This window comes from Mesorhizobium sp. P3_A10 (assembly GCF_056403175.1).
Window position 1 is genome coordinate 848,410 of record NZ_JBFUFZ010000002.1, and the last position, 23,382, is coordinate 871,791.

General features: G+C 59.8%; 22 protein-coding genes. 5 read left to right on the plus strand and 17 right to left on the minus strand.

All coding sequences use genetic code 11. The features are described from left to right. Positions 1–181: 181 nt before the first annotated feature. Positions 182–958, plus strand: coding sequence for a class I SAM-dependent methyltransferase (locus AC1DXU_RS10935; protein ID WP_477368012.1), 777 nt, complete (start codon positions 182–184; stop codon positions 956–958). 79 nt (positions 959–1,037) lie between these two features. Here AC1DXU_RS10935 and AC1DXU_RS10940 read toward each other — a convergent pair whose 3' ends face one another. From AC1DXU_RS10940 to AC1DXU_RS10975, 8 genes are all read right to left on the minus strand, one after another. After that, positions 1,038–1,802: a hypothetical protein gene (locus tag AC1DXU_RS10940; protein WP_477368015.1), complete on the minus strand. Its 765-nt coding sequence runs from the start codon at positions 1,800–1,802 to the stop codon at positions 1,038–1,040. A 172-nt stretch (positions 1,803–1,974) separates the two neighbouring features. Continuing rightward, complete coding sequence (locus tag AC1DXU_RS10945) at positions 1,975–2,760, minus strand: class I SAM-dependent methyltransferase (RefSeq protein WP_477368018.1); 786 nt, start codon at positions 2,758–2,760, stop codon at positions 1,975–1,977. A gap of 132 nt (positions 2,761–2,892) precedes the next feature. Then, a complete protein-coding gene (locus AC1DXU_RS10950; RefSeq protein ID WP_477368021.1) occupies positions 2,893–6,096 on the minus strand; it encodes a glycosyltransferase in 3,204 nt (1,067 codons plus the stop codon). Beyond that, positions 6,093–7,040 (minus strand): dTDP-4-dehydrorhamnose reductase, encoded by a 948-nt coding sequence (gene rfbD, locus AC1DXU_RS10955; RefSeq protein ID WP_477368024.1) that lies wholly within the window; start codon positions 7,038–7,040, stop codon positions 6,093–6,095. Before rfbD ends, AC1DXU_RS10950 begins: the two co-directional genes overlap by 4 nt. Further along, positions 7,037–8,119 (minus strand): dTDP-glucose 4,6-dehydratase, encoded by a 1,083-nt coding sequence (gene rfbB / locus AC1DXU_RS10960; RefSeq protein ID WP_477368027.1) that lies wholly within the window; start codon positions 8,117–8,119, stop codon positions 7,037–7,039. Before rfbB ends, rfbD begins: the two co-directional genes overlap by 4 nt. Before the next feature lie 25 nt (positions 8,120–8,144). After that, a complete protein-coding gene (rfbC, locus tag AC1DXU_RS10965; protein WP_477368030.1) occupies positions 8,145–8,699 on the minus strand; it encodes a dTDP-4-dehydrorhamnose 3,5-epimerase in 555 nt (184 codons plus the stop codon). 1 nt (position 8,700) lies between these two features. After that, positions 8,701–9,582, minus strand: a complete 882-nt coding sequence (gene rfbA / locus AC1DXU_RS10970) for a glucose-1-phosphate thymidylyltransferase RfbA (protein WP_477316078.1) — start codon at positions 9,580–9,582, stop codon at positions 8,701–8,703. A 262-nt stretch (positions 9,583–9,844) separates the two neighbouring features. Further along, positions 9,845–10,438 (minus strand): biotin transporter BioY, encoded by a 594-nt coding sequence (locus tag AC1DXU_RS10975; RefSeq protein ID WP_477316076.1) that lies wholly within the window; start codon positions 10,436–10,438, stop codon positions 9,845–9,847. 117 nt (positions 10,439–10,555) lie between these two features. On the opposite strand from AC1DXU_RS10975, the gene AC1DXU_RS10980 reads away from it, so the two are divergent. Next, a complete protein-coding gene (locus AC1DXU_RS10980; protein WP_477316074.1) occupies positions 10,556–11,464 on the plus strand; it encodes an MBL fold metallo-hydrolase in 909 nt (302 codons plus the stop codon). 35 nt (positions 11,465–11,499) lie between these two features. Here AC1DXU_RS10980 and AC1DXU_RS10985 read toward each other — a convergent pair whose 3' ends face one another. The 5 genes from AC1DXU_RS10985 to AC1DXU_RS11005 are packed head-to-tail and all read right to left on the minus strand — an operon-like array spanning position 11,500 to position 16,220. After that, positions 11,500–12,420, minus strand: a complete 921-nt coding sequence (locus tag AC1DXU_RS10985) for a phosphorylase family protein (protein ID WP_477368034.1) — start codon at positions 12,418–12,420, stop codon at positions 11,500–11,502. A gap of 14 nt (positions 12,421–12,434) precedes the next feature. After that, positions 12,435–13,226 carry an ABC transporter permease gene (locus AC1DXU_RS10990; RefSeq protein WP_477368037.1) on the minus strand — a complete coding sequence of 264 codons (792 nt, stop codon included), beginning with the start codon at positions 13,224–13,226 and terminating at the stop codon, positions 12,435–12,437. Then, positions 13,219–14,106, minus strand: a complete 888-nt coding sequence (locus tag AC1DXU_RS10995) for an ABC transporter permease (protein WP_477368040.1) — start codon at positions 14,104–14,106, stop codon at positions 13,219–13,221. The genes AC1DXU_RS10990 and AC1DXU_RS10995 overlap by 8 nt, the downstream gene beginning before the upstream one ends. After that, on the minus strand, positions 14,103–15,140 hold the full coding sequence (locus tag AC1DXU_RS11000; protein WP_477368935.1) for an ABC transporter ATP-binding protein: 1,038 nt from the start codon (positions 15,138–15,140) through the stop codon (positions 14,103–14,105). The genes AC1DXU_RS10995 and AC1DXU_RS11000 overlap by 4 nt, the downstream gene beginning before the upstream one ends. A gap of 36 nt (positions 15,141–15,176) precedes the next feature. Next, complete coding sequence (locus tag AC1DXU_RS11005; protein WP_477368043.1) at positions 15,177–16,220, minus strand: ABC transporter substrate-binding protein; 1,044 nt, start codon at positions 16,218–16,220, stop codon at positions 15,177–15,179. A gap of 199 nt (positions 16,221–16,419) precedes the next feature. Here AC1DXU_RS11005 and AC1DXU_RS11010 point away from each other — a divergent pair, with 199 nt between their 5' ends. After that, on the plus strand, positions 16,420–17,433 hold the full coding sequence (locus AC1DXU_RS11010) for a LacI family DNA-binding transcriptional regulator (protein WP_477368046.1): 1,014 nt from the start codon (positions 16,420–16,422) through the stop codon (positions 17,431–17,433). A gap of 71 nt (positions 17,434–17,504) precedes the next feature. Here the strand turns inward: AC1DXU_RS11010 and AC1DXU_RS11015 are convergent, their stop codons facing one another. Both AC1DXU_RS11015 and AC1DXU_RS11020 read right to left on the minus strand, forming a co-directional pair. Continuing rightward, a complete protein-coding gene (locus tag AC1DXU_RS11015) occupies positions 17,505–18,290 on the minus strand; it encodes a DUF1499 domain-containing protein (protein WP_477368937.1) in 786 nt (261 codons plus the stop codon). A 200-nt stretch (positions 18,291–18,490) separates the two neighbouring features. Next, positions 18,491–20,119, minus strand: coding sequence for a fatty-acid--CoA ligase (locus AC1DXU_RS11020; protein ID WP_477368049.1), 1,629 nt, complete (start codon positions 20,117–20,119; stop codon positions 18,491–18,493). A gap of 193 nt (positions 20,120–20,312) precedes the next feature. On the opposite strand from AC1DXU_RS11020, the gene AC1DXU_RS11025 reads away from it, so the two are divergent. Both AC1DXU_RS11025 and AC1DXU_RS11030 read left to right on the plus strand, forming a co-directional pair. Next, entirely contained in the window at positions 20,313–20,669 is a 357-nt protein-coding gene (locus AC1DXU_RS11025) for a hypothetical protein (RefSeq protein ID WP_477368052.1), read from the plus strand. A 112-nt stretch (positions 20,670–20,781) separates the two neighbouring features. Then, on the plus strand, positions 20,782–21,171 hold the full coding sequence (locus AC1DXU_RS11030; RefSeq protein WP_477368054.1) for a DUF427 domain-containing protein: 390 nt from the start codon (positions 20,782–20,784) through the stop codon (positions 21,169–21,171). Between the two features lie 215 nt (positions 21,172–21,386). On the opposite strand, the gene AC1DXU_RS11035 is transcribed toward AC1DXU_RS11030, so the two are convergent. Together AC1DXU_RS11035 and AC1DXU_RS11040 are read right to left on the minus strand one after the other, a co-directional pair. After that, positions 21,387–22,127, minus strand: coding sequence for a polysaccharide deacetylase family protein (locus AC1DXU_RS11035; RefSeq protein WP_477368057.1), 741 nt, complete (start codon positions 22,125–22,127; stop codon positions 21,387–21,389). A gap of 113 nt (positions 22,128–22,240) precedes the next feature. Then, positions 22,241–23,344: a glycosyltransferase family 9 protein gene (locus AC1DXU_RS11040; protein WP_477368060.1), complete on the minus strand. Its 1,104-nt coding sequence runs from the start codon at positions 23,342–23,344 to the stop codon at positions 22,241–22,243. Positions 23,345–23,382 lie beyond the last annotated feature (38 nt).

The window sequence follows — 23,382 nt, forward strand, 5'->3', positions numbered from 1 at the left end:
ACACCGCTCGCGTTGGGGGGAAACTTGAAACGGCAATCGGTCGCAAGAGCCACCAACACGGCGCAACAATGAGTTGCAGCATGAGACAAAAGGTTCGGCGAACGCTGCGCCGTTTCAGAAGCCGGCGGGCAGTCTGTGCAAGTCGCTACAGTCCGTCTAGCATTCGAAAAAAGGGGCCCAAATGGATATCTTAGACGCGTACGTGACGACGGCGCCAAGCAGTCAGAATGTAATTGATATCTTCAAAGACGAGTGGTCGTCCAAGTTTCCGCTGAGCTCCGGAGTCACGGCGACACCCGGGAACGCGGCCCTGTTTGAGGATGCCAGAATCGATTGGCTCTCGAACACCATTGGCGGCTTCGCGGGCAAGAGTATTCTCGAACTCGGCCCGCTCGAGGCGGCGCATACCTACATGATGCATCAGGCGGGCGCAAAGTCGATCGTCGCCGTCGAAGCCAATTCGCGATCCTATCTGAAATGTCTCTGCGTGAAGGAAATCTTCGATCTCAGCCGTGCCCGTTTTCTCTATGGCGACGCAATGACGTACTTGTCGGAAACAAGCGAACGCTTCGATGTGTGTGTGGCGTCAGGCATACTCTATCATATGACCCACCCTATCGAATTTCTCCGCAATATTGCGCGCGTGTCCGATACAGTCTTCCTCTGGACGCACTACTACGACGACACGCTGCGCACCCGCTCAAATCTGGCGAAGCAGTTCGAGAAGCCGCATGAGATCCAGGTCGGCGGCAAGTCATACACGGTATCCAAGCGCAATTATGCGGAAGCGCTCAACTGGGCCGGCTTCTGCGGCGGCGGAAAGCCATGGGCGTTTTGGCTTTCCCGAGATTCCCTGATGCGGGCGATCGCCGATTCAGGCTTCACAGTGGAGGCAATCGAATTCGACCATCCGACACACCCGAATGGCCCGGCCCTGGCTCTAGTGGCGCGAAAATAGGAGCATTCCCGTTCTGAGTGATGCCGTTTCGGAGTTGGCTACCCCATTCGGGCTCTTGGAAATCAGTGTAGTTGGCCCACTAACAGGTAACATCCACCGCTTCCGATAGATGAAACTCCTGCGAGAATGATCGAGCATATAGGTAGAGATCTTGATCGAACTCGGTCTTCTCTAGGTAAAAATTGACCACATCTGCGTCATGCAAATCGATATCATCCTCGATTTGAGCAACATTGTGTGAACTTATTCCCGCAACTCCAGGCAATTTACGGGATAGATCCTTTAGCGCAACTTCCAGATCTTCCAACGCAAATAGAAATCTAAACATTGCTATATTTTCTATCGCTTTTTTTCTCTGCTCGAGGCCAACCTGCGGAACGAACGGGTCGGACATGTATCGAACTTGCAGATTATCAAAAAGCCTTAATCCGACTGGATGATCCAATAAGCTGCCGATTCTAGCGACATCGTTGAGAGGCACCTGAAAAAGTTCTCGCGAAAATTCCAAAATTTCGGAATCTATTGCCGCTGGATCAGGGTACTTTGGACTGCCGACATATTTTACCCATTTCAAGTGCGAAATTAGCTGCGCAATCGGCTCTCTCAATATAGTAGTGGTAAAAATATCTGCTTTGTCAATCAAAGGTCTTACATAATCAAAGTATAAATGACCAGATAAAAAGAAAGGGAGTCCGTCATTTTGCACTGACCAAAATAGATCTGGACGACTCTCCATATGATCAAAGTATCTATCTGGCGCGAACAGCGGCTTGAATATGCTGTTAAATGAGGTTCCCGCAGTCTTTGGGACATGCAAAAAAAATATCTTGTCATATTTCAGCATTTAAGCTTACACCCCCGTGTCAAATCCAAACGTATTTTGGCGAGAGCGATACGCCCTCAACTCCAATATCACGCATATACTTTATCTAGCCACTTGCCTCCAGAGCCTTTTGAGTTAAGCACCCCGACCTCTCGGATACGCAAGAAATCTAGTCATATTGTTGCATCGGCTCTCATGCCTTCTCAAAAGTTGCGTAAAACTCTAACGTGTTTGGTTGAGTTGGATAAAACGATACGACCTCGAATCCAATATTATGGATTGACCTTATTTCGTTCATTGTTTCCAGAAATTGGTGGTCCGGAAAAACCCAGCAGTGGCAATCGATATAATCACCTCTCGTCTCCATCATGCGAAGTGTATCAACGACAGTCCTTCTGTCGTGAATGTATTCTGCATTGTCAGGGGTAGTTGTCTTTCCCCAACAATCCACCGGGTTGGCCCTGCTAATATTCCAGAAGTGATCACAAATCTGCTGGAAGCTCGGTTTTGTACGCTTCTCCAAGTACGCCGCCATAACGTCAGAAACCGTGCTACTTTGCCGTTTCAGATCAAAGCAGTAGCGTTTGTCCGGAAACGCGACAGCGATCCGCCCGCCTGGTTTGAGAACATTCAGATTCGATTCGAGCCAACCCAGCAGGTCGGGCACATGTTCCATGACATGCGACGCGACGACAAAGTCCAAGGACTCCTTTGGGAGAAATCCAGAAATCAGCTTGCCGCCGGTAACGACGTCAATCTCGGGGATCAGGCTGACGTCGACATTGGGATTGTTGGCATGGTGCTCGGCCAAGTAAGCGCGGTCGGCATAGTCCACATAGCAAACGTCATAATGGGGTTTCTGCAAAAGTGCCGCCTGTAGGGGGCCGTATTCGATACCCTTTCCGGCAAGGTTCAACGCCGAAGTGATTTTCTTCGTGCGCGGTGGTAGCGCGGGGCGAGGCTTCTGGAATAATCGCATCTGACTTTATCTCACCACCACGCACTCATCGAGAGCTGTAACCTCGGCGTCGATAAATTTCTCCATCTTCGCGACATGGCTTCAATCGGATGATAGCGCATGAGTCTCGCGACGAGCGCTGTTTTCCGGGTATCACCCAAGCGAGAAATCTTCGCGCGCTTTTGTCAAGTTCGGCGAATAGAAAGGATCACGCGCGATGATCTTTTTCCACCGCCTTTGCATATACGCAATTTCACTGTTGAAACGCGCAATCTTTTCCGGAGCATCCTCAACGCCGCGAGAGACGCTTTCAAGGTGATAAAGCTCGGCATAGGGCGTCCAGACGTTTGAGTAGCCGGCTTCCCGTACTTTCAGACAAAGGTCCACATCGTTGAAGGCGACCGTCAGGTCGACCTCATTGAGACCACCGACTTCCTGGAACAAGCTTTTGCGGATCAGGAGACAGGCTGCTGTGACAGCGGAGAGATTCTGCAGGACCTTCAGCCTGCAAAAATACCCGGGATGATGGCGCGGGAAATGCTTGTGCGAATGATTTGCGACACCACCCAAGCCAACAATCACTCCGCCATGCTGAATCGTACCGTTGCCATAATAGAGCTTTGCGCCGACACAGCCTACATCCGGCTGAACGGCCCAGGAGACCATTTCCGTCAGCCAATCCGGCGAGATCACTTCGATATCGTTATTGATCAAACCAATGATCGACCCCTTCGCTTCCCCTACAGCGAAATTGTTGATTGCAGAATAATTGAACGGCTTGCCGTAACTGAGCACACGAACATTCTTCGCTTTCTTCAGCTCGCTGAAATAGTCAAGCGTTTCCTCTTCCACCGATCCGTTGTCGACCACTAGAATCTCGTAGTTCCTGTAAGTTGTCTTTTCGCGGATGGACTCCACGCAGCGCCGCAGGAGTTCGACCTTGTCGCGCGTTGGAACGATGAGGCTCACAAGCGGCTGCGGCTCGGGTACGAAAAACCGAAGACGGTAACAGGGTATGCCGGGAGCTTCCTCGGCTCTCGCCGGAATACCCATGCGCTCGACATGTTCTTCCAGCGCCCGCAATCCAGCCGCATAGGCGTAGCTCTTTTGAGAACCGTCAAGCGCCGTCGAGCCTTCCACCGCGCGCCAATGGTAGAGCACCTTCGGAATGTGCCGAATTGTCCCAGGGGCAATGCGCTCGATGACGCGCAGATTGAGGTCATAGTCCTGGCTGCCCTCGAAGCCGGGTCGCCAGCCGCCGACGGCGCGGATATTTTCCGCCCGGTGGGCGGTCAGATGGTTCAGATAGTTCTGTGACCGGAAAAGTTCCCGCGAGAAATCCGGCTTGAAGCAGGGATCATAGCGCCTGCCTTCCGAATCGACCTTGTCTTCATCGCTATAGATCAGTTCGGCGTCAGGATGGCGATCGGCTTCCAGGACGATCTCGGCCAGCGCGTGCGGGCGCAGAACATCGTCGTGGTCGAGCATCGCAACCCAATCGCCAGTGACAAGCTCCAGGGCGGAATTGGATGCCCGCGAGATATGGCCGTTCTTGTCGCGAAAGACGACCTTGATACGAGGATCGCGTTTCGTAAATTCGTTCAAAACGAGCCGCATATGCGGCTCCGTCGAGCAATCGTCCGCGATGCACAGTTCCCAATTCTCATAGATCTGGGCGCGGACGCTTTCGATCGCTTCCCGCAGGAGCCTCTCAGGCGTGTTGTAGACTGGCATGAGCACCGAAATGAGCGGCTTCTCGTCGAGTTGATCCAACCGTTGGCTCAAATTCGCAACGTCTTGTTCCGTCGGCGTGTCACGGAGCGCAATCCACCCTTCATAAGTAACGCTGCCCAGAGCACCTCGTGCCTCCGCTGATCGGAGAGTGGCCGCAAATCCCCGAAGGCCGCTTTGCCTCAAGAGTTTTATGGCACGCGCGGCAGACAGTCCTAGGGAATCAGGGCTTTTCACGTGGCGGGCGAGGATTCTCCCGATGAGGCAAGCATAAAATTCAACCCGTGCCAGCCGACGCAAACGAACGCTGCCAATCGTGATCTGGGCGGAACGGTCGCTTGGATCGAAACGTAGTTTCGAGGCTGCTACGTTAAGCGGGAAGGTCGCAGCGACCAGGCCTTTGCCGTTCGAACGAAAACGCAGATCGATCCGTTCGATTTCGTTGTACCCCCTGCCGCTGTCGACATATAGGCGCGCGTCAGTCAACACCTCCGCTTCGGTCGGCACACACACGCTGAGCCGGTAATGCCCGGCAGGCAACGGCATGGAACCCGGCCAAAGGAGTTCGAACTGTGGATCATCACCCGTTATTGTCCACTCCGTAGCTCGCTTGCCCAATGGTACGCCTTCCAAATGATGGAGGGCGCGCAACGCGACGGTCCGCCCGGCATAAAAAATTGCCCTATTCGGCAATGACACAAGTCTCCGCAGGAATGATCCATAACGCCAAGTTCGACTGCCGCGAATCAGTTCGATTTCATGCTTCATCGCGGTCATTTGTTGATCGCGCTGCAGCAACCTATGCTCGCGTTCCTGCGCCTTATGTTCGTGCTCATGCACCTTATGTTCAAGCGCCACGATGTCTTTGTCCCTTGCCGCTAGATCCGCATTGGCCAATTCCAATGCTTGCCTGTCGGTTCGGGCTTGATCACGCTCGCGCTGGGCGACTGCCTGGCCAAGATGGGCGAAGGTAGCTCGTATCGCCTCTGTGCTGCTCTCCTGTTTGCCAGCTGCGAAAAGCGTCTCGACCGCCTTCGGGTAGCTCCTGCCAAGCGCCAGAACGCCCAGGCGATGTCCATGCAGGAATTCGAAATGTGGCCGGCCTTCTGATACCTCGTTCCAAAGGCGAAAGACGCCGAAATCGCGCTCACGCACATTCGTGTCGTGAAAGAGCACAATGGCGTTTTGTGTCAGCTTCGGCCGCCAAGTCTCGAAGTCATGACGGACAGCGTCGTAGCTATGCAGACCGTCAATGTGCAGCAGATCGATACTTTCATCTTCGAAATGTCCAACTGCATCGTCGAAAGTCGACCGTATGAGAGACGAAAAGGCTGCATATTTTTGCGCGTGATAGTCGGCTAGGACAGAATAGATCTCCTCGCCATAGAACCCCGCATGCTCGTCACCCTTCCAGGTATCGATTGCGTAGCTGCTGCAAGAAAGATGCAGCAGTTCGATAGCCTGGCACGCAGCGCAATAGGAGACTCCGGAGTGCGTGCCAAGCTCGACAAACCGGTGTGGCCGCAGCGCATCGACAAGCCAGAACATGAACGGAACATGTTCGATCCAGGCAGACCGAGCTGCGAGGTCAGGGAACCGGAATGTCGTCGAAGTGAAGGGGATCATCGCTGTTTCACGATGCCAGACAAGCGGATGGTCTCGACAAGAGGAGGACAATCATCAACAAGGTTTTGCATCAACCGGCGCACCACGGTCTCCGTCGATTGCCGCCAGTCCGGCGCGGTGAACCCAAACGTATCAGCGAATTTCGCCGTCGACAGCCGTGAATTGGCCGGGCGCCTCGCCTTGGTCGGATAGTCGCTGGTGGCGATGTCGCGCGCCCGTGCATGCGAGCCACCTTGCGTCCGACTGATCTCGAATATGTGGCGCGCAAAGCCGCTCCAGTTGGTCTCGCCGGTGCCAGCAAGGTGGTAGATGCCGTAACCCTCAAAGCCCTTATGGTCATGCAGCAGTGCCGCCGCGTGCAGGATCGCTTCCGCGATATCAAGCGCCGAGGTGGGGTTCCCCCACTGGTCGGCGACCACCGCTATCTCGTCGCGGTCGCCAGCGAGCCGCAGCATCGTCTTGACGAAATTCTTGCCGAACGGGCTGTAGACCCAGGCCGTTCGCAGGATCAGATGGCGCGGATTGGCGGCCGCGACCGCCAGTTCGCCGGCAAGCTTGGACGCCCCGTAGACGCCGAGTGGCGCGGTGGCGTCGGTCTCGACATAGGCGCCGTCCTTCGAGCCGTCGAAGACATAGTCAGTCGAAACATGGATGACGGGCACGCCAAGCCGGGCCGCAGCCTCGGCGACCTTGCCGGCGCCGACGGCGTTCACCGCAAAGGCGAGATCAGGCTCGTCCTCAGCCTGGTCGACGGCGGTGTAGGCGGCAGCCGACACCACGATGTCCGGCCGCACTGCGGCGAGTGCGTCGAACACCGTGTCTGGCCGCGCTAGGTCGAGCGCCGGACGGCCGATGGCGACGATCTCGACACCATCGCGCCGCTGCCCGGCCTCCAGCAGGCTGGTGGCGACCTGGCCGTCGCGTCCGGTGACAGCCAGCCTCACGCCGCGCCCTTCCTGCCTTCGGCCTGGCCGTGGCCCAGGCGCTCGCCGGCATAGCGCTGTTCGCGGATCGGCCCCCACCACCATTTGTTGTCGAGGAACCAGTCGACCGTTCTTGCCAGGCCGCTGTCGAAACTCTCAGCCGGCGTCCAGCCGAGGTCCCGGCTGATCTTGGAGGCGTCGATCGCGTAGCGGCGGTCGTGGCCGGGGCGGTCGGTGACGAAATTGATCAGATCGCGATGGCTTTTGCCGCCTTTTCGAGGCCGCCTGATGTCAAGCAGGTCGCAGATGGTCTCGACGACTCTCAAATTCGTCCGCTCCGAATTGCCGCCGACATTGTAGCTTTCGCCAGGCCTTCCCTTGGTCGCGACAAGCTCCAGCGCGCGCGCATGGTCCTCGACGAAAAGCCAGTCGCGCACATTGGCGCCGGCGCCATAGACCGGCAACGGCTTCTCGTCGAGCGCGTTCAGGATCACCAGCGGGATGAGCTTTTCGGGAAAATGATAGGGCCCGTAATTGTTCGAACAATTGGAGAGCACGACCGGCAGGCCATAGGTCTCGTGCCAGGCCCTTACCAGATGGTCCGAGGCAGCCTTCGAGGCGGAGTATGGCGAGGACGGCGCGTAGGGCGTTTCCTCGACAAACATGCCGCTGTCGAAAGGAAGATCGCCAAACACCTCGTCCGTCGAAACATGATGGAAGCGAAAGCGATCCTTCCTTTCCTCCGGAAGGCTGCGCCAATATTCCAGGGCGGAATTCAGAATTCTATAGGTTCCGACGATGTTGGTCTCGATGAAGGTGCCCGGTCCGTCGATCGAGCGGTCGACATGGCTTTCGGCGGCCAGATTCATGACGATATCGATGTCGTCGCGGCGCAAGATCTCCAGCACCGTGCGCTCGTCGCAAATGTCGGCCTGCTCGAATTTGTAGTTGTGCGCATTCTCGATCGGCCGCAGCGAGGCAAGGTTTCCCGCATAGGTAAGCTTGTCGAGGTTGGTCACCCGGTAGGCCGGATTGGCGCACAAATGCCGGCACACGGCCGAACCGATGAAGCCGGCACCGCCAGTCACCAGAAAATTCATGCTGCTCTCCTCATGCGAGCATGTCTCACACAAACACCTCCGCCATGCCAAGCGCCGGCGCCTTGAGGTCCTTGTCCGAAAGCTGAAACCCTCCAGGGATCGAAGGCCATTCGATGCCGATGGCAGGGTCGTCGAAACGGATCGATCGGTCATGCGCCGGTGAATAGGTATCGGTCACCTTATACAGAACCTCGGTGTCCGGCACGAGCGTGACAAAGCCGTGCGCAAAGCCCTTCGGCACCAGAATCTGGTTGCCCTTCTCGGCCGATATTTCGAGGGCGACCCATTTTCCAAAGCTCTTCGAGCTGCGGCGGATGTCGACCGCAACGTCGAGGATGCTGCCTCTGACAACACGCAGCAGCTTGTCCTGGGCACGAGGGGAAAGCTGGTAGTGCAGTCCGCGCAAAACACCCGCGGCGGCGGAATAGGAATGATTGTCCTGCACGAAACGCAAGTCGATGCCGGCCTCCGCAAAGCGCTCGGCATTCCAGGTTTCGATGAAGAAGCCGCGCGCGTCGCCGTGTCGCTTGGGGACGATCTCCAGCACACCGTCGAGGCCGAGTGGCCTGATCTCCAGCACCCTAGTTCTCCGTCAACTCGGTGACACGCCTGCGCAGATAGGCGGCATATTCGTTCTTCCCTAGCCGCTCAGCGCGCTGCAGAACCTTGTCCGCCGTCAGCCAGCCTTGCTCGAAAGCGATTTCTTCCGGACAGGCGACCTTGATGCCCTGGCGGTGCTCGATCGTGCGCACGAAGGAAGAGGCTTCATGCAAGCTGTCATGCGTGCCAGTGTCGAGCCAGGCATAACCACGGCCGAGCTGATGAACATGCAGCTGTCCGCGTTCAAGGTAGACGTTGTTGACCGCCGTGATCTCGAGTTCGCCGCGCTCCGAGGGGCGGATCGACGAAGCGATGTCGACGACCTGGTTGTCGTAGAAATAGAGACCGGTGACGGCCCAATTGGACTTCGGTTTCTGTGGCTTTTCCTCGATCGTCAAAGCCGTGCCGCTGGCCTTGTCGAACGAGACCACGCCGTAGCGCTGCGGGTCGTCGACATGATAGGCGAATACCGATGCACCGCCTTCGCGCGCCGCCGCGTCGCGGCAGAGCTGCGACAGGCCCTCGCCGAAATAGATATTGTCGCCAAGGATCATCGACACGCTGTCCTTGCCGATGAAGTCGCGGCCGATGATGAAGGCTTCTGCGAGTCCGTTGGGATGAGGCTGCGCGGCATAGGACAGGTCGAGCCCGAATTCCGAACCGTCGCCGAGCAACTCCCGGAAAATCGGCAAGTCTCGCGGTGTCGAGATAATCAGAATCTCGCGGATTCCCGCGAGCATCAATACGCTCAGCGGGTAATAGATCATCGGCTTGTCATATATTGGAAGAATTTGCTTAGAGATCGCTAATGTTAGCGGATAAAGACGCGTTCCACTGCCTCCAGCAAGGATTATTCCTTTCAAAAAGCTCTCCTTGAATTGCCGAGGCCCCCGCCAGGAAATCAAGTTGCTCGTGCTTAAGGTTTCGCGCCATGGCTTGTCAATCTCGACCGGCCATCATCCGCCAGATGATGGCGATTGCGAGACGGGCGTCGGCGGCCATCCTGGACCGGAGCTCGCACGCACGAGCCGAACCATCTCCCGTTTGATCGACGGGCTCAGCAAGGCGGCGGCATGAAAAAGCCGGCAGGCTTGGCGCCCGCCGGCTTTTTTCTTGGATCGGACTTCAGGAACGCTTCGGCAGCAGCGACCAGGCGGCCGGCACGAGGCTCGCGGCGAGTGCAACTTTGATCAGGTCGCCAACGATGAAGGGCAGGACGCCGAACTGCCACGACTTTTCCGGGCCGATCAAAAACGCCAGCCAGGCGAAGCCCATCGCCATCATGACGATTTCGGCCACCAGCATCGCATTGAAGAGCTTGACCGGATGGCGATCCCAACCGCGATCGGCGGCCCAGCCGACGATCGCCGCCATGACCACGAAGCCGGCGAGATAGCCGCCGGTCGAGCCGAGCATATAGGCGATGCCGATGCCTTTTTCCGGCGTGCTCTGGAAGACCGGGAAGCCCATGGCGCCTTCGGCCATGTAGAGAAGCAGCGTGCCGACGCCAAGGCGCAGGCCGAACGCCGCAGCGATCAGCAGGACGGCGAGCGTCTGCATCGAGATGTCGACCGGTCCGAGCACAACTTTCGTCTTGGCCGACAAGGTCAGGACCAGCGTGCCAGCGATCGCCAGCAAAAGCAGCGTTGCCAGGCGGGCCGCGCCCTCTTGCGGCAGGGCGAGAGAAACAAGCGGACGCATCGTCGTTGCAATTGCCATGGTCTTCCTCATTCCGGATTGCCGCTGATTGCGGCCTCGCGTTTTCCTATATTGGCTTCCGTGCTATGCGGCAATCGGTTTTGCCGCCACCTTAAAACAGGGTTCAACGACGTCCTCATGGCCCTCAAATTCGATACGAGCTTCGATCCCTCCTACGGCCATGGCGTCGCCGTTGCGCCTGACGTCCAGCGCATCACCGCCAAAAATCCGAGCCCTTTCACCTTTCACGGCACCAACAGCTACGTCGTCGGACGCGAAACGCTGGCCGTGATCGATCCGGGTCCGGATGACGACGCGCATCTTCGGACCCTGATCGAAGTGATCGCAAACCGGCCGGTCAGCCATATTTTCGTCAGCCACACGCATCGCGACCATTCTCCGCTGGCAGCGCGGCTGAAGCAGCACACCGGCGCCATTGTGCTGGCCGAAGGCCCGCATCGCCCGGCAAGACCGTTGCGCATCGGCGAGCTCAATCCGCTCGACGCCAGCGCCGACACCGCTTTTGTTCCGGATGTCGCACTCGCCGACGATACGGTGGTTGACGGCGACGGCTGGGCGCTGAGAACGGTGCTGACGCCAGGTCATACCGCCAATCATGCAGCCTTTGCGCTGGAAGGAACCGGTATCCTGTTCCCGGCCGATCATGTGATGGCGTGGGCGACCTCGATCGTCGCGCCGCCGGACGGCGCCATGGCCGACTATATGGCTTCTCTGGACCGGCTGATCGAGCGCGGCGACCGCCTGCTCTTGCCCGGCCATGGCGGGCCGGTCGGCGCGCCTCGCAGCTTCATGCGCGGCCTGAAAACCCATCGCAAGATGCGCGAGCGAGCCATCCTGGAGCGGATCCGGGGCGGCGATCGGACGATCAAGGACATGGTCGAGGCGATCTATCGCGACACCGACCCGCGCCTGCATGGCGCCGCCGGCCTGTCGGTGCTTGCCCATCTGGAGGATCTGGTGGCGCGCGGCCTGGTCATCACCGACGGCGACCCGGCCATCGACGGCATTTTCGTGCCGGTGGGTTAAGACCTCAGGACAAGTCGCACTACACTCCTGACAACTCAGAACCGGCTGGAACGTTCTTCCGGTTGAGGCGACTTCAAGCCATGGCAGGAGCATTCCGGATTGGCCGGAAGTCGTGCCGCTGTCTCCAGCGCGACCCGCGAGGCTGTCATGGAGAGGTTCGGCAACACGTCCTCCTGCAGCAATGCCTGGCGATTGCGGTCCATATAGTCGTTGAAGCCAGCCGTTACGAACGCAAGAGGGACGAAACACGCGCCGATCTCGCGCGACAAGGTCGCTTCAGGGGCGATCGAATGGTTGAGCACATCCGCCCCCAGGTTTCGAAACGCCAGGGCTTCGGCCGGGGTGGTCAGCCGCGGCCCGTAACAGTGGCCAGCGACCAACTGCTGTTCGATGCCATGAACGCGGCATCCGGCCGGCCAATGACGGCGGGCAGTTTCGACCAGAACCGCCGCGCATCTTGGACACACGATCTGCTTGCCCGAGCAGTCGAAGCTCTGGCGGCCGGGAAGCAGTGAGAACGGGGTCTGCGTCAGTTCGATGATATCAGCGTTCACCACCATGTCGCCGGGCTTGATCGCCTTGTTGACGGCGCCAATGGTCGAGCAGGACAGGACTTGCCTAACACCCGCTTGCATCAGCACCCAGAACGCGCGCCGGTGGCAGGAATGATCGATATGGTCGCGGGGATTGCCGTGCGAATACATGCACAAGGCCTGTTTCGATTTGCCTTCGGCGGTGATCGAGGCATCGAATTCGAGCAGCTTCCAGTTGTCGGTGCGACCGAAGGGCGTTTCAAAACTCATATCCCGCTGCAAGGTGCGCACGCCGTCGACTTCGACATCCTCCGGGAAGGCAAGCCCCCAGTTTGCCGAGCCGGTGATGATCGCCAACCCCACCTGGGGTATGTCCGTCGGTTGATCCGTCAGATCGTCGGCTGCGTGCTGATTGGTGGGCATGTTTCCAGTCTCGGTCAGGATTTTTGGCGAAGGGTCACGATCAGGACGGCGACCACGACGATGGCGGTCCACAATGTCGAGATCGCCGCAATGGTCGGATCGATCTGATCGCGCAGCGACAGGAACATGAGCTTCGGCAGCGTGCTGTTTTGACCGCTGGCGACGAAGATCGAAATGACAGACTCGTCGAGCGAGGTCAGGAAGGCCATCAGCGTGGCCGACGACAGACTGATCCGGAGTTGCGGGACAATTATGCCGCCAATGGCTCTCGCCCAGTTTGCGCCGAGGCTGCGCGCCGCCTGAACCTGGTTCCAGTCAAAGCGGGCCAGAGCCGGCAACAACACGATGCACACGACCGGAATGGCCAGCACCACATGTCCGACCAGCACACCGAACAGTGTTCCGACCAGACGTTGCGCCGCCAGAACAAAGAAGAGACCGATGGCAAGAAGGATGCCCGGCACGATGGAGGGCGTAAGCAGAATGCCCTGAATGGTCGCGGCGGCCTTTCCGCCGAGCCTGTTCATCGAGATGCAGGCCAGAAGCCCCAGCGGCACAGCGACGATCGCCGTCAACGTCCCAAGGATCAGACTCGTCCTGAGTGCGGCCATCCATGTCGCCGAACCGAAGAAAGTCTCGTACCAGCGCAATGAGTATGCGCGCGGCGGGAACTCGAGAAGATTGGACGCCGAAAAGGAGAGCGGGACGACGACGAGCGTCGGCAGCATCAGAAACGCCATTACGAGCGCGCAGAAGCTCCACAGAAGGATGCGGGCCAGCCTGTTGTCCGGATAGGCTTCAAGCATGGGCTGCACCGAGTTTGTGCCCTGCAATCAGCCGCCGCGCCGCCAGGAACATCACACAGATCAGCGCCATGAGGACGAGGAGCAGAATACCCAGGACGCTCGCCGACCCCCAATCCTGAAAGGTCGATAGCGTGCGCTCGATCCGGATGGAGAGCGGATTTACCTTGCCGCCGCCAAGCACCGCCGGCGTGATGAAGAAACCAATGGTGTAGATGAAGACGATGATCGAACCGGAGAAGATGCCGCCGGCCGAAAGAGGCAGAATGACCGTGCGGATCGCTTGCCCGAGCGTGGCGCCCATGCTCGCCGAAGCGCGAACGAGGTTGGCGTCGATATCGCGCATCGCGGCATAAACGGGCAGCAGAAAGAGCGGCAGCATGTAGTGAACCATGCCGATGAGCGTTCCGGTGAAGTTGTAGACCAGCGGCAATGGCTCCGCTGTCAGGCCTGAGCCTGTCAAAGCCGCGTTGATCAGCCCATCGCGCCGCAAGAGTACGAGCCAGCCATAGGTGCGCACCAGAATGGAAGTCCACAATGGCAGCATGACGAAGGCCATCAGCAGATTGGCGACCCTTGGCCTGGCGCTGGCAAGGGCGAGCGCCAGGGGGGTACCGAGAAGAATGCAGATCGCCAGCGTGCCGAGGGACAGCTCAAGGGTCGTGATGAGCGCCGACCATGTCAGTCCGCTCGAAAGCACCTTCTCGTAGTTGCCGACGGTGTATTCGCTCCCTGTGGTCAGGAAGGATTGCCGGATGATCCAGAGGATGGGCAGGATCGCCGCCAGCCCTACGATGAAAAGCGCAGGCAGTGAAAGCGAGAGGAAGAACCGCCGCTCGCGTCGTGCATCTGCGGTGAGCGCGGGATCGGCGATGACGGTCACGCTACCGCTCCCGGTATCGCATGAACTTTCGCCGCCGGCGCATAGGCGGTCAATCGCTGACCGCTGGCAAGCTCGGTGCAGCCACTGGCCAGCGCCGCCGGAATGCAGACGAGAATCTCCTGCCCGCCGTCAAGCGCCAGCGTCAAAAGCCAGTTCTCGCCGCGAAACGCCTTGGCGCGCAGCGTTCCCTCGAGCGCCACCCCGTCTCGTCCGACGAGCTTGGCATCGAGATAAAAGCTTTCCGCGCGGATCATCAGCGCTTCGCTGGACGCGTCGGCGCCGTCTACTCTGCGCACCGCGCCCGGGGCCACGATGTTGGCCTCACCCATGAACTCCGCGACGAAGCGGGTCGATGGACGATCATAAATCCGCTGCGGCGTATCGAGTTGCTGGATGCGGCCGGAATTCATCACCGCGACCCGGTCGGACATGGTCAGTGCTTCGCGCTGGTCATGCGTCACATAGATCGTGGTGATCCCCAGATCATCGTGCAGACGCCGGATCTCGTACTGCATGGTTTCGCGCAGATTCTTGTCGAGCGCCGACAACGGCTCGTCCATCAGCATCACGCGTGGCTCGAAGACGATCGCCCGCGCCAGCGCCACCCGCTGGCGCTGGCCGCCGGACAATGCTGCAATGTTGCGTTCCGCCAGACCGTCCAGCTTCACGCGGGCCAAGGTGTCAAGCGCCCGCTGACGGGCCTCCGCTTTCGGCGTCTTGCGCAGCGCCAACGGATACTCGACATTTGCCAGAACGTTCATGTGGGGAAACAGGGCGTAGTTCTGGAACACTATGCCGATGTCGCGCTTGTTGGGCGCCAGGCGGGTAATGTCGCGATCGCCCAACAGGAGTTTGCCGGAATCGGGCCGGACAAAACCGGCCAGGGCCATGAGCAGCGTGGTCTTGCCCGACCCGGACGGCCCCAGCAGCGTGAGGAATTCGCCAGCCTGAATGTCAAGCGAGACATCGTCCAGCGCGACGTAGGACCCATAGGTCTTGCGCACGCTGTCGATGGTGATCGGGAGCGACTTCATCATGTGCTTCAGCCTTGGAGCTGATGAATTCGAGACTCAGCGGTTCATCATTTCATCGAAGGCCTTTTGGGCGGCCTCGCCGTTCTTGACCCACCAGTCCGCATTCGAGAACACCGAAGTGCCGGCATTTTCAGGCGCGGTCGCCAGGGTCTTCAGACGATCCGCGGGAATAAGGCCACCCGCATAGCCGGCAGGATTGACCGGGCCATAGGCTATGAAGTCGGTCAGCTTCGCCACGCGCGCGGGCTGCGTCATCGCCGCGATGAGCTTCATAGCTGCTTCCTTGTTCGGCGCCCCCTTCGGCACCGCAAGACAGTCGGTGCCAATGACCGAACCCTTGAACGTGTAGTCCACCGTGGCGCCATCTGCTTTCACGGTCTGCGCCCGACCGTTCCAGGTAACGACCAAATCCGCCTCGCCGTCTTTCAGCAACTGCGCGGACTGCGCTCCCGATGTCCACCAGACCGAGACATTCGGCTTGATCGCCTCAAGCCGCTTGATGGCGCGCTCCAGACCCTCCGGCGTGCTGAGCACGGGATAAACGTCGGCCGGCGCCACGCCATCGGAGAGCAGCGCGATCTCGATCAAGTCCTGCGCATTGGCGCGCAGGGCGCGACGGCCCGGGAATTTGTCAACATCCCAGAACTCGGCCCAGGTCTTCGGCGAATTCTCGCCATAGGTCTTGGTGTTCCACGACATGACAGTGCCATAGGAGTCGAAGGGGTAGCAGTAGTCGGACTTCGCGCCGGCGGGCACGGAGTTGGGATCGATGATCTTGTAGTCGAGCGGCTCCAGCAGCGACTGTGCGGCCGCCTGCGCGCCTTCCGGCGAGCCGAGATGGATGATGTCGGTGGTGACCGCACCCGAGGTGACCTGCATCTTCAGCGCGGCCAGGCCGTCGCTTTGCGTCTCCTCACGGACATCAAAGCCGAGCTCCTTTGCAGCGGGGGCCCACATGGCCTCCTTTATGGCGTTGCCATAGTCGCCGCCCGCGGTGGTGATGGTGACTGTCTGGGCATAGACGGGCAAGGCAGCCGAGACCGCGACCGCTGCCAGGGAAATGCGTAGTAAACGGGACATGGTTTCTCCTCCTCCGGATTCATCAAAATGCCGATAAGACCGGCTTTTTTGTTAATCGTAACGTTACGATTGCCGAAAACGGTCAGTAAGTCAAGCCGGTGCCAGGCAGGTTCGTTTGGTTCGCCGAGCCTGGGTTTGACCCTCGGATCGAATCCGGTAACGTTGCGATGCCCAGCAAGATCAGCCGGCGCTTTCGCAAATGAAGTCGGGCGATATGGCCAATCTAAAACAGATCGCGGCGGAACTTTCCCTTTCGGTGACCACGGTGTCCCGCGCTCTGAAGGATGGGCCGGAAGTGCTGCCCTCGACCATAGCCCGCGTCAAGGAGGTGGCGAAGCGGCTCGGCTATGTCCCAAATCATCATGGTCGCGCGCTGAAAACCGGACGGACCCTGACGCTGACGGCAGTGCTCCCGATGGAGACGCGCGACTACCTTTCCGATCTGTTGAAGCTTCCCTTGATCGAAGGCATGACACTGGCGGCGCGGCAAGCGGGTTATAGTCTGTCCATTTATTCCACCACTCCCGACGACGATCCCGTCGAGAGTGTGCAGCGGCAGCTTCAGGCGCGCAGCTCAGACGGACTGATCATCACCCGCATGGTGTCGGGTGATCCGCGCGTCAAGCTGCTGCTGGATGAACGTATGCCGTTCGTCGCGTTTGGAAGAACCGACCTGGATACCGCGTATCCTTATGTCGATATCGACAATGAACAGATTGCCTACGAGGCGACCCGACGGCTCATGGACAAGGGCTGTCGACGCATTGCCCTGCAACTTCTCGTGCCGGAGGATCAGGCGAGCGCCATGCGTCTTTCCGGGTATGGAAGGGCAATGGCGGAGGCCGGCATTCCGATCGACCAATCGCTGATCGGTCATGGCATGTTCACCATGGAATCGAGCGCGGCCTGGTTCGATCGCCTGCTGGCGTCGTCAGATCCGCCGACGGGCTTGGCATGTGCCAACGAACTGGGCCTTCTGGGAGCGTTACACGCTCTCGGCAAGCGGGGTCTTGAGCCTGGCCGTGACGTCCACATCGTCACTCGCGACAGCACGCGGCTTGCCCGCTTCCTGCCGGCGAAGATTGAAGTTCATTTTGTGGACATGGCCGGTGTCGGACGCAAACTTATCGAGGTTCTGGAGCGCCGGATCATCAATCCGCTCGGGCCGGTGGAGACATTCTTGTTAAAGGGTGAATTCGACCCCGGCGAATAGTCTGCCCGCGGACTCGAGCCGCATTGTTGCAGCATCAAGCGATTTCGACTGGCTGCAAGATGCTCTGGATATCACTCAGCCGGTGCCGCACCCACCTGGCCGGCGACTTCCTGATCGAGCTCGGCGAGAAACTCGACGATGCGGGCGGCGTTGTCGCCTAGATCGTAGCGGCCGTAGCGCGAGGCCGAGCGCATGTCGACGATGACCGCATCGCCGTCGTCGGTCACCCGCACGGCGACATCGGCTGGAAGACCGAGCACGAAGCCCTTAGCCACGGCGTCGATCGTCACCTCGCTTTGCCCGTCGGTTGCCGGATATGGTCCGGCAAGCTCCCAGTCGCGCCGGTCGAGCACGGTTTCGACGGCGTCGACGACGGTTTCGAAAGGCAGATTGTAGCTGCGACCGGTGACCAGCGGATAGGCCTCGGTCTGCAGGCGCTGCTCGCCTGGAGTGGGCGGCGACAGCACGTTCATGGCCCTCGTGCGCTCAGTCGTGTCGAGCGCCGGCGGGTTGTCGAAATCCGTCGAGATGTCGCGCAGCGGCGGGTACGTTGCCGCCCAGTAGGCGGCAACGCCGTAGGGCGCCAGCGCCAGAAGCGCCAGCAAGGCGCCGACGGTCAGGTCGCGACCGCCGCGATCGCCGAAATTCCACAGCCTGGAGAAGGCCAATCCGGCCAACAGCAGCGCCAAGGCGGCAAGCAGCGCGACAATCGCCAGCACCCACAGGAAAGCCGGCGTTTCGACGAGGTCGAAACGATGGCCGACAAGAACGGTCAGCAGCAGGACAACCGCAAAAGCAGCTATGCGCCGCGACCAGCCGGCCGCCCTGGCCGTTTGCCGTTCAGGAATTTCCATTATGTTCCGTGCCACCCCAACCCGTGCAGAGACTTAGAGCATGATCCCGAAAAGTGGAATCCGATTTTTGCTTCGCTGACCTTCGGTTCGGAAAAGATCATGCTCAACACAGGAATAGAGCCCCATCCCGATCCAATCGGGATGGAACAGGCTCGAAAGCCTTTTGCGACTGGCTTGAAGGGCGAAAAGGCACGCCATCCCCGTCAATCCGTTGGCAGGCGATAGTCCTTGAACTGCTGGCGCAAGGTGATCTTCTGGATCTTGCCGGTCGCCGTGTGCGGAATTTCGCCAACGAAGGCGATGTCGTCGGGCATCCACCATTTGGCCACCTTGCCGTCCATGAAAGCCAATATATCGGTTTTGCTCGGCTCCTTGCCTGGCTTGCGCACGATGACCAGCAAGGGCCGCTCGCCCCATTTGGAATGGGCAACGCCGATGGCGGCAGCCTCGGCCACATCAGGATGACCGACGGCAAGATTTTCGAGGTCGATTGTCGAGATCCACTCGCCGCCCGACTTGATGACGTCCTTGGCTCGATCGGTGATCTGCATGTAGCCGCCGGCATCGATGTGGGCGACATCGCCAGTGTCGAACCAGCCGTCGGCGTCGAACTGCTCGGAGCCGACGCCACCATAGTAGGCGCGAGCGATCGCCGGTCCGCGCACCTTCAGCCGCCCGAAGGTCTTGCCGTCCCATGGCAGCGCCTTGTTGTCGTCGTCCGTCACCTTCATTTCGACGCCGAAGGGCGGATAGCCCTGCTTCTGCTGGAGGTCGAGCCGGGTATCGCCCTCGAGCCCGGTATATTCCGGCTTCAAGGTGCACAGCGTGCCGAGCGGCGACATCTCGGTCATGCCCCAGGCATGGATGACATGGACACCGTAATTGTCCTGGAATTTTTTGGTGATGGCACGCGGGCAGGACGAGCCGCCGATAACCACCTTGCCCAGATGGGGGAGCTTCTTGTCGTTCTCCTCCAGATATTGCAGCAGCATCATCCACACCGTCGGCACCGCCGCACTGAAGGTCACCTTCTCGGTGTCGAGCAATTCGTAGATCGAGGCGCCGTCCATCTTGCAGCCGGGCATGACCAGCTTGGCGCCGATCATCGGCGCGCTCTGGCCTAGGCCCCAGGCGTTGGCGTGGAACATCGGCACGACGGGGAGGATCGTATCCCGCGCGGATATGCCCATGGCGTCGGGCATGGCGGCGATCATGGCGTGCAGCACGTTCGAGCGATGGCTGTAAAGGACGCCCTTGGGATCGCCCGTGGTGCCCGAGGTGTAGCACATGCCGGCGGCGGTGTTTTCATCGAAGGTCTTCCAGGCGAAGTCGCCATCGGCTTCGTCAAGCCATTCTTCATAGGCGACGACGTTGGGCAGCGCCGTTTGCGGCATGTGCGCCCTGTCGGTCAGCACGATGATTTTTTTCAGCGATTTGACCGCGCTGGCGATCTTTTCAAGCAGCGGCATGAATGTCAGGTCGACGAAGATCGCCTTGTCCTGCGCGTTGTTCATGATCCAGACGATCTGCTCGGGAAACAGCCGCGGATTGAGCGTGTGATAGATCGCGCCGATACCCATGATGCCGTACCAGGCCTCGACGTGGCGGGCGCTGTTCCAGGCCAGCGTGGCGATACGGTCGCCTAGCCCAAACCCGTCACGCTCGAGCCGCTGGGCGACTTTCAGCGCGCGGCGATGAACTTCGGCGTAGGTGGTACGGACGATCGGACCTTCGATCGAGCGCGACACGATCTCGCGTTTGCCATGCTGCCTTTCTGCGTTGTCGATAAGCTTGTGGCAGAGCAGCGGCCATTCCTGCATCAGTCCGAGCATTTGTTCCTCCCCTACGCTTTCTGCGTCTGTTGTTTTCGTTCCATTGTGGGACGAACCGGCAGATTGTCCAGCCATACCCTCGTACAAGCGGTGCATTCGTCGAAAACACCGGGGAAACCGCCACATTCCGGCCATCGTCGGCGTTAATCTTCATTAACGGGCAGGGTGCGATTGGCGACTGAAAGAGGTTCGCATGGACGCGCAGCTCGACGACAAGATTCTCGAAGATTCGCTTGCCGAAAGCCTGGCCGATTTAGCGCCGGATCCCAAAACTGTTTCCGAAGATGAATTCGTCGAGGTTGTCGGCGGCGCCCTCGAGGCGGTCGGCGGTACGCTGCTGTTCAAGATGTGCGTCCAGAACGAAGGCGAAGGCCAGCATGTTGCTGCGGCATCCATCGGCAATGGCGGCAACCGCCAGTTCCTGCTGCTCACTCTGCCGACCGGCGGTGGTGCGCTGAAGGTCGAGACCGCGGCGAGAAGCACCAATCCGGTCGCCGGTATCGCTGCTGCCTATGCCGGCCTCATGGACGTGTTCAAGACTGCCGCCTGACGGCTCACCCGCAAGGTTTGACGAAGGACCAGGCCCAAGCCTGGCTTAACGGGTGGTGCCTTGCACAACGCCCTTGTCCGACACACCTAATGCTGGACAAGGAGAACCCGTCATGGATCAGATTGCAAACCCGGCGCCCGGCTTTCAACGCAACCCGGGCAAGGTCATCACTGTAGAGCCCTACCGCGGCACCGTTGTCGTGCGCGCCGGCAACACGGTTGTCGCCTCGTCGACAAAGGCAAAACTGCTGTCAGAGACCCCCTACCCCGAGGTTTTCTACATTCCTTTCGAGGACATCGATTTCAGCCAACTCGGCAAGACCGAACTGTCGACCCACTGCCCCTACAAGGGCGATGCCAGCTATTGGAGCGTGCTGCCCGCCGCCGAGGCAGGCAAGGATGCGATGTGGGCCTATGAGCGGCCTTTCGACGAGATGACGGAAATCCGCAATCACGGCGCGTTCTATGCCAGCAAGGTGACGATCGAGGCCACACTAGGCTGAGCAGATGGCTCAGGCGCCCATCGCTTCGTCATCCACGGGCGGAGCCAGGAGCGCAGCGACGCGGCGCAGACCCGAGGATCCATGCCGTGACATCAAAGCGTTGCTACGGTGCAGATCCTGCTCCGTGGCGCTCTCGGTCGATGTCACGGCATGGATCCTAGGGTCTCCGCGACGGAGCTTCGCTCCTGCTCCGCCCTAGGATGACGAAGTTGCGGCTAATCAGTCGTCCCGTTGTTGCCGACCCCATCGGCGTCGTCAAGCCGCACGAAGGTCAGGCCCTTGTCCTTGAGCGCCAGAAGACCTTGCACCACGCCCTCGCCCGCCGCATGGGTCGGTTGGTTGATGTGAGCGATGATGACGTCGCCATCCTTGGCGGCGGCAATGCGCCGCGCGGTTTCCCTGGCGCCCAGCAATGAACCGCCGTCGCCGTTTATCGAGAAGCCGGCGATCTTGAAGCCAAGCTTGCGGATCATGGCGATGGCGGAAGGGCTGTATTCGGCGGTCGCGCCACGAAACCATTTCGGCGCCGGCTCGCCGGTGCTGGCGAGAGCCGCCGCACCCGATTCGACTTCGGCCAGCACCGCGTCCGGACTGCCGGCGCTGCGGATGCCGTAGATCTTTTGCGGCGTGTCGACGGCCGGGATGTGACGGCCGCCATGGTTTTCCAGTTCGAACAGATCGGGATGCGCCCGCATGATCTCGACGGCGGCGGCGTTGCGCTTCAGCCAGATGCCGGTGACGAAAATGGTGGCCGGAATCTTGTTGTCGACAAGCGCCGAAAGAATGCGCGTGTCGGTCTGGCCGCCGCACGCATCGAGCGTCAGCGCGACGCGGCCAGCGCCGCTTGCACCCGGCTTAATGTGCAGCGTCGGCTCGACCAGCGGTACGGCATGGGCGGCGGACGCAGCCCACATCGACAGCGCGATGGCGCAAAAATGTTTTTGGAACAGGCGCATGTTTGGCTTCCGGATCGGCACTGTCTTAGTCGGTCATCCCAAGACCCGCAACAAGGCGGAAATCGGGATGATGGCCAAGGCAGCCGCCGTGACAAATTGACCGGCGCGTGACGTCAATGCGTGTGTTCAGTGGACATCTGTGTTCGCGCCAGGATTTCGCGCATCGCACTGACGACAGGTTCGACGTCCAGGCGCCAGACGCAGCAAGTCTTGCTCGAGTCCCGCGATCGGCACAGGTCGCTCGCCACGCAGGCGCAAGGCATGGAAGGCTGCAGCGTGATGCTGGGCACGCCCACCGGACCCCACTTTGACGGGTTGGTGCGGCCGAAAAGACCGACAACCGGAGTTCCCGCGGCGGCTGCCATATGCATCGGGCCGCTCTCGTTGCCGAGAAACAGCCGCGCCTGTTTCAGCACCGCCAGCAGCGTTTCGAGCGACAAGGCGCCGACGAGATTGACGACCGGCGCTGCGGTCCCGGCAACGATCTGTTCGGCCAGCTCGCGCTCATCGAGACCACCGACAAGCACGAAATCCAACCCGGTCTCGCGCGAAATGATGTCGGTCGCGGCGGCAAAGCGTTCCGGCTGCCATCGCCGCCCCTTGAAGCTCGCTCCCGCATGCACCGCGATGAAGGCCTTTGGCCTGAGATGGTATTTGTCCAGCAACGCCAGGGCCCTCGCCGTTTCCAGGGGCAGCGGCCTGATCGACGGCACGCGCACGCGCAGATCGACGCCAAGCGTTTCGAGCGGCGAAAGATAACGGTAGAGAAAGTGCCGTTCGCCGAAGCCGAACGGCTTGGCAAACACATTGGCGGGCTGACGCTCCAGCCAGCGCAAGGGTCTTTCGGGCGGATTGTAGCCGATCCGGGTCCTGGCATTGATGAAGCCGACGATGATGCGCGACGTCTTTGAATCGGTCAGGTCGATCGTCAGGTCGAAGCGCAATGCGCGCAGCTTGCGTATCGTTGCGTAGAGCTCGCGCCCCCGCTCCAGCGGGCTGCCACGCATTTTGGCACGGCGGAAGGTCACAACCTCAGAGGCGATGCCGTGCGCGGTGACGAATTTGGCGAGATGGGCCTCGCAAAGAAAAACAATCCTGACGCCGGGGTATTCGAGCTGCAGGTTCCTGGCGAGTGCGGAGGCGAGAACGATATCGCCGATGAACTTGGTTTGCAGGATCAGGATCGAGCGGAAGGGTTTGGGCGAAATCTGTAACATCTGTTCTGGGCACCGGGCGGGTTCGGGGCCGTAAAACT

Bases quoted from the DNA above. Each gene is read 5' to 3' on its own strand.
- AC1DXU_RS10935 (WP_477368012.1), top strand. From the start codon at position 182: ATGGATATCTTAGACGCGTACGTGACGACGGCGCCAAGCAGTCAGAAT.
- AC1DXU_RS10940 (WP_477368015.1), bottom strand. From the start codon at position 1,802: ATGCTGAAATATGACAAGATATTTTTTTTGCATGTCCCAAAGACTGCG.
- AC1DXU_RS10945 (WP_477368018.1), bottom strand. From the start codon at position 2,760: ATGCGATTATTCCAGAAGCCTCGCCCCGCGCTACCACCGCGCACGAAG.
- AC1DXU_RS10950 (WP_477368021.1), bottom strand. From the start codon at position 6,096: ATGATCCCCTTCACTTCGACGACATTCCGGTTCCCTGACCTCGCAGCT.
- rfbB (WP_477368027.1), bottom strand. From the start codon at position 8,119: ATGAATTTTCTGGTGACTGGCGGTGCCGGCTTCATCGGTTCGGCCGTG.
- AC1DXU_RS10975 (WP_477316076.1), bottom strand. From the start codon at position 10,438: ATGGCAATTGCAACGACGATGCGTCCGCTTGTTTCTCTCGCCCTGCCG.
- AC1DXU_RS10980 (WP_477316074.1), top strand. From the start codon at position 10,556: ATGGCCCTCAAATTCGATACGAGCTTCGATCCCTCCTACGGCCATGGC.
- AC1DXU_RS10985 (WP_477368034.1), bottom strand. From the start codon at position 12,420: ATGCCCACCAATCAGCACGCAGCCGACGATCTGACGGATCAACCGACG.
- AC1DXU_RS10990 (WP_477368037.1), bottom strand. From the start codon at position 13,226: ATGCTTGAAGCCTATCCGGACAACAGGCTGGCCCGCATCCTTCTGTGG.
- AC1DXU_RS11000 (WP_477368935.1), bottom strand. From the start codon at position 15,140: ATGAAGTCGCTCCCGATCACCATCGACAGCGTGCGCAAGACCTATGGG.
- AC1DXU_RS11005 (WP_477368043.1), bottom strand. From the start codon at position 16,220: ATGTCCCGTTTACTACGCATTTCCCTGGCAGCGGTCGCGGTCTCGGCT.
- AC1DXU_RS11010 (WP_477368046.1), top strand. From the start codon at position 16,420: ATGAAGTCGGGCGATATGGCCAATCTAAAACAGATCGCGGCGGAACTT.
- AC1DXU_RS11020 (WP_477368049.1), bottom strand. From the start codon at position 20,119: ATGCTCGGACTGATGCAGGAATGGCCGCTGCTCTGCCACAAGCTTATC.
- AC1DXU_RS11025 (WP_477368052.1), top strand. From the start codon at position 20,313: ATGGACGCGCAGCTCGACGACAAGATTCTCGAAGATTCGCTTGCCGAA.
- AC1DXU_RS11030 (WP_477368054.1), top strand. From the start codon at position 20,782: ATGGATCAGATTGCAAACCCGGCGCCCGGCTTTCAACGCAACCCGGGC.
- AC1DXU_RS11035 (WP_477368057.1), bottom strand. From the start codon at position 22,127: ATGCGCCTGTTCCAAAAACATTTTTGCGCCATCGCGCTGTCGATGTGG.
- AC1DXU_RS11040 (WP_477368060.1), bottom strand. From the start codon at position 23,344: ATGTTACAGATTTCGCCCAAACCCTTCCGCTCGATCCTGATCCTGCAA.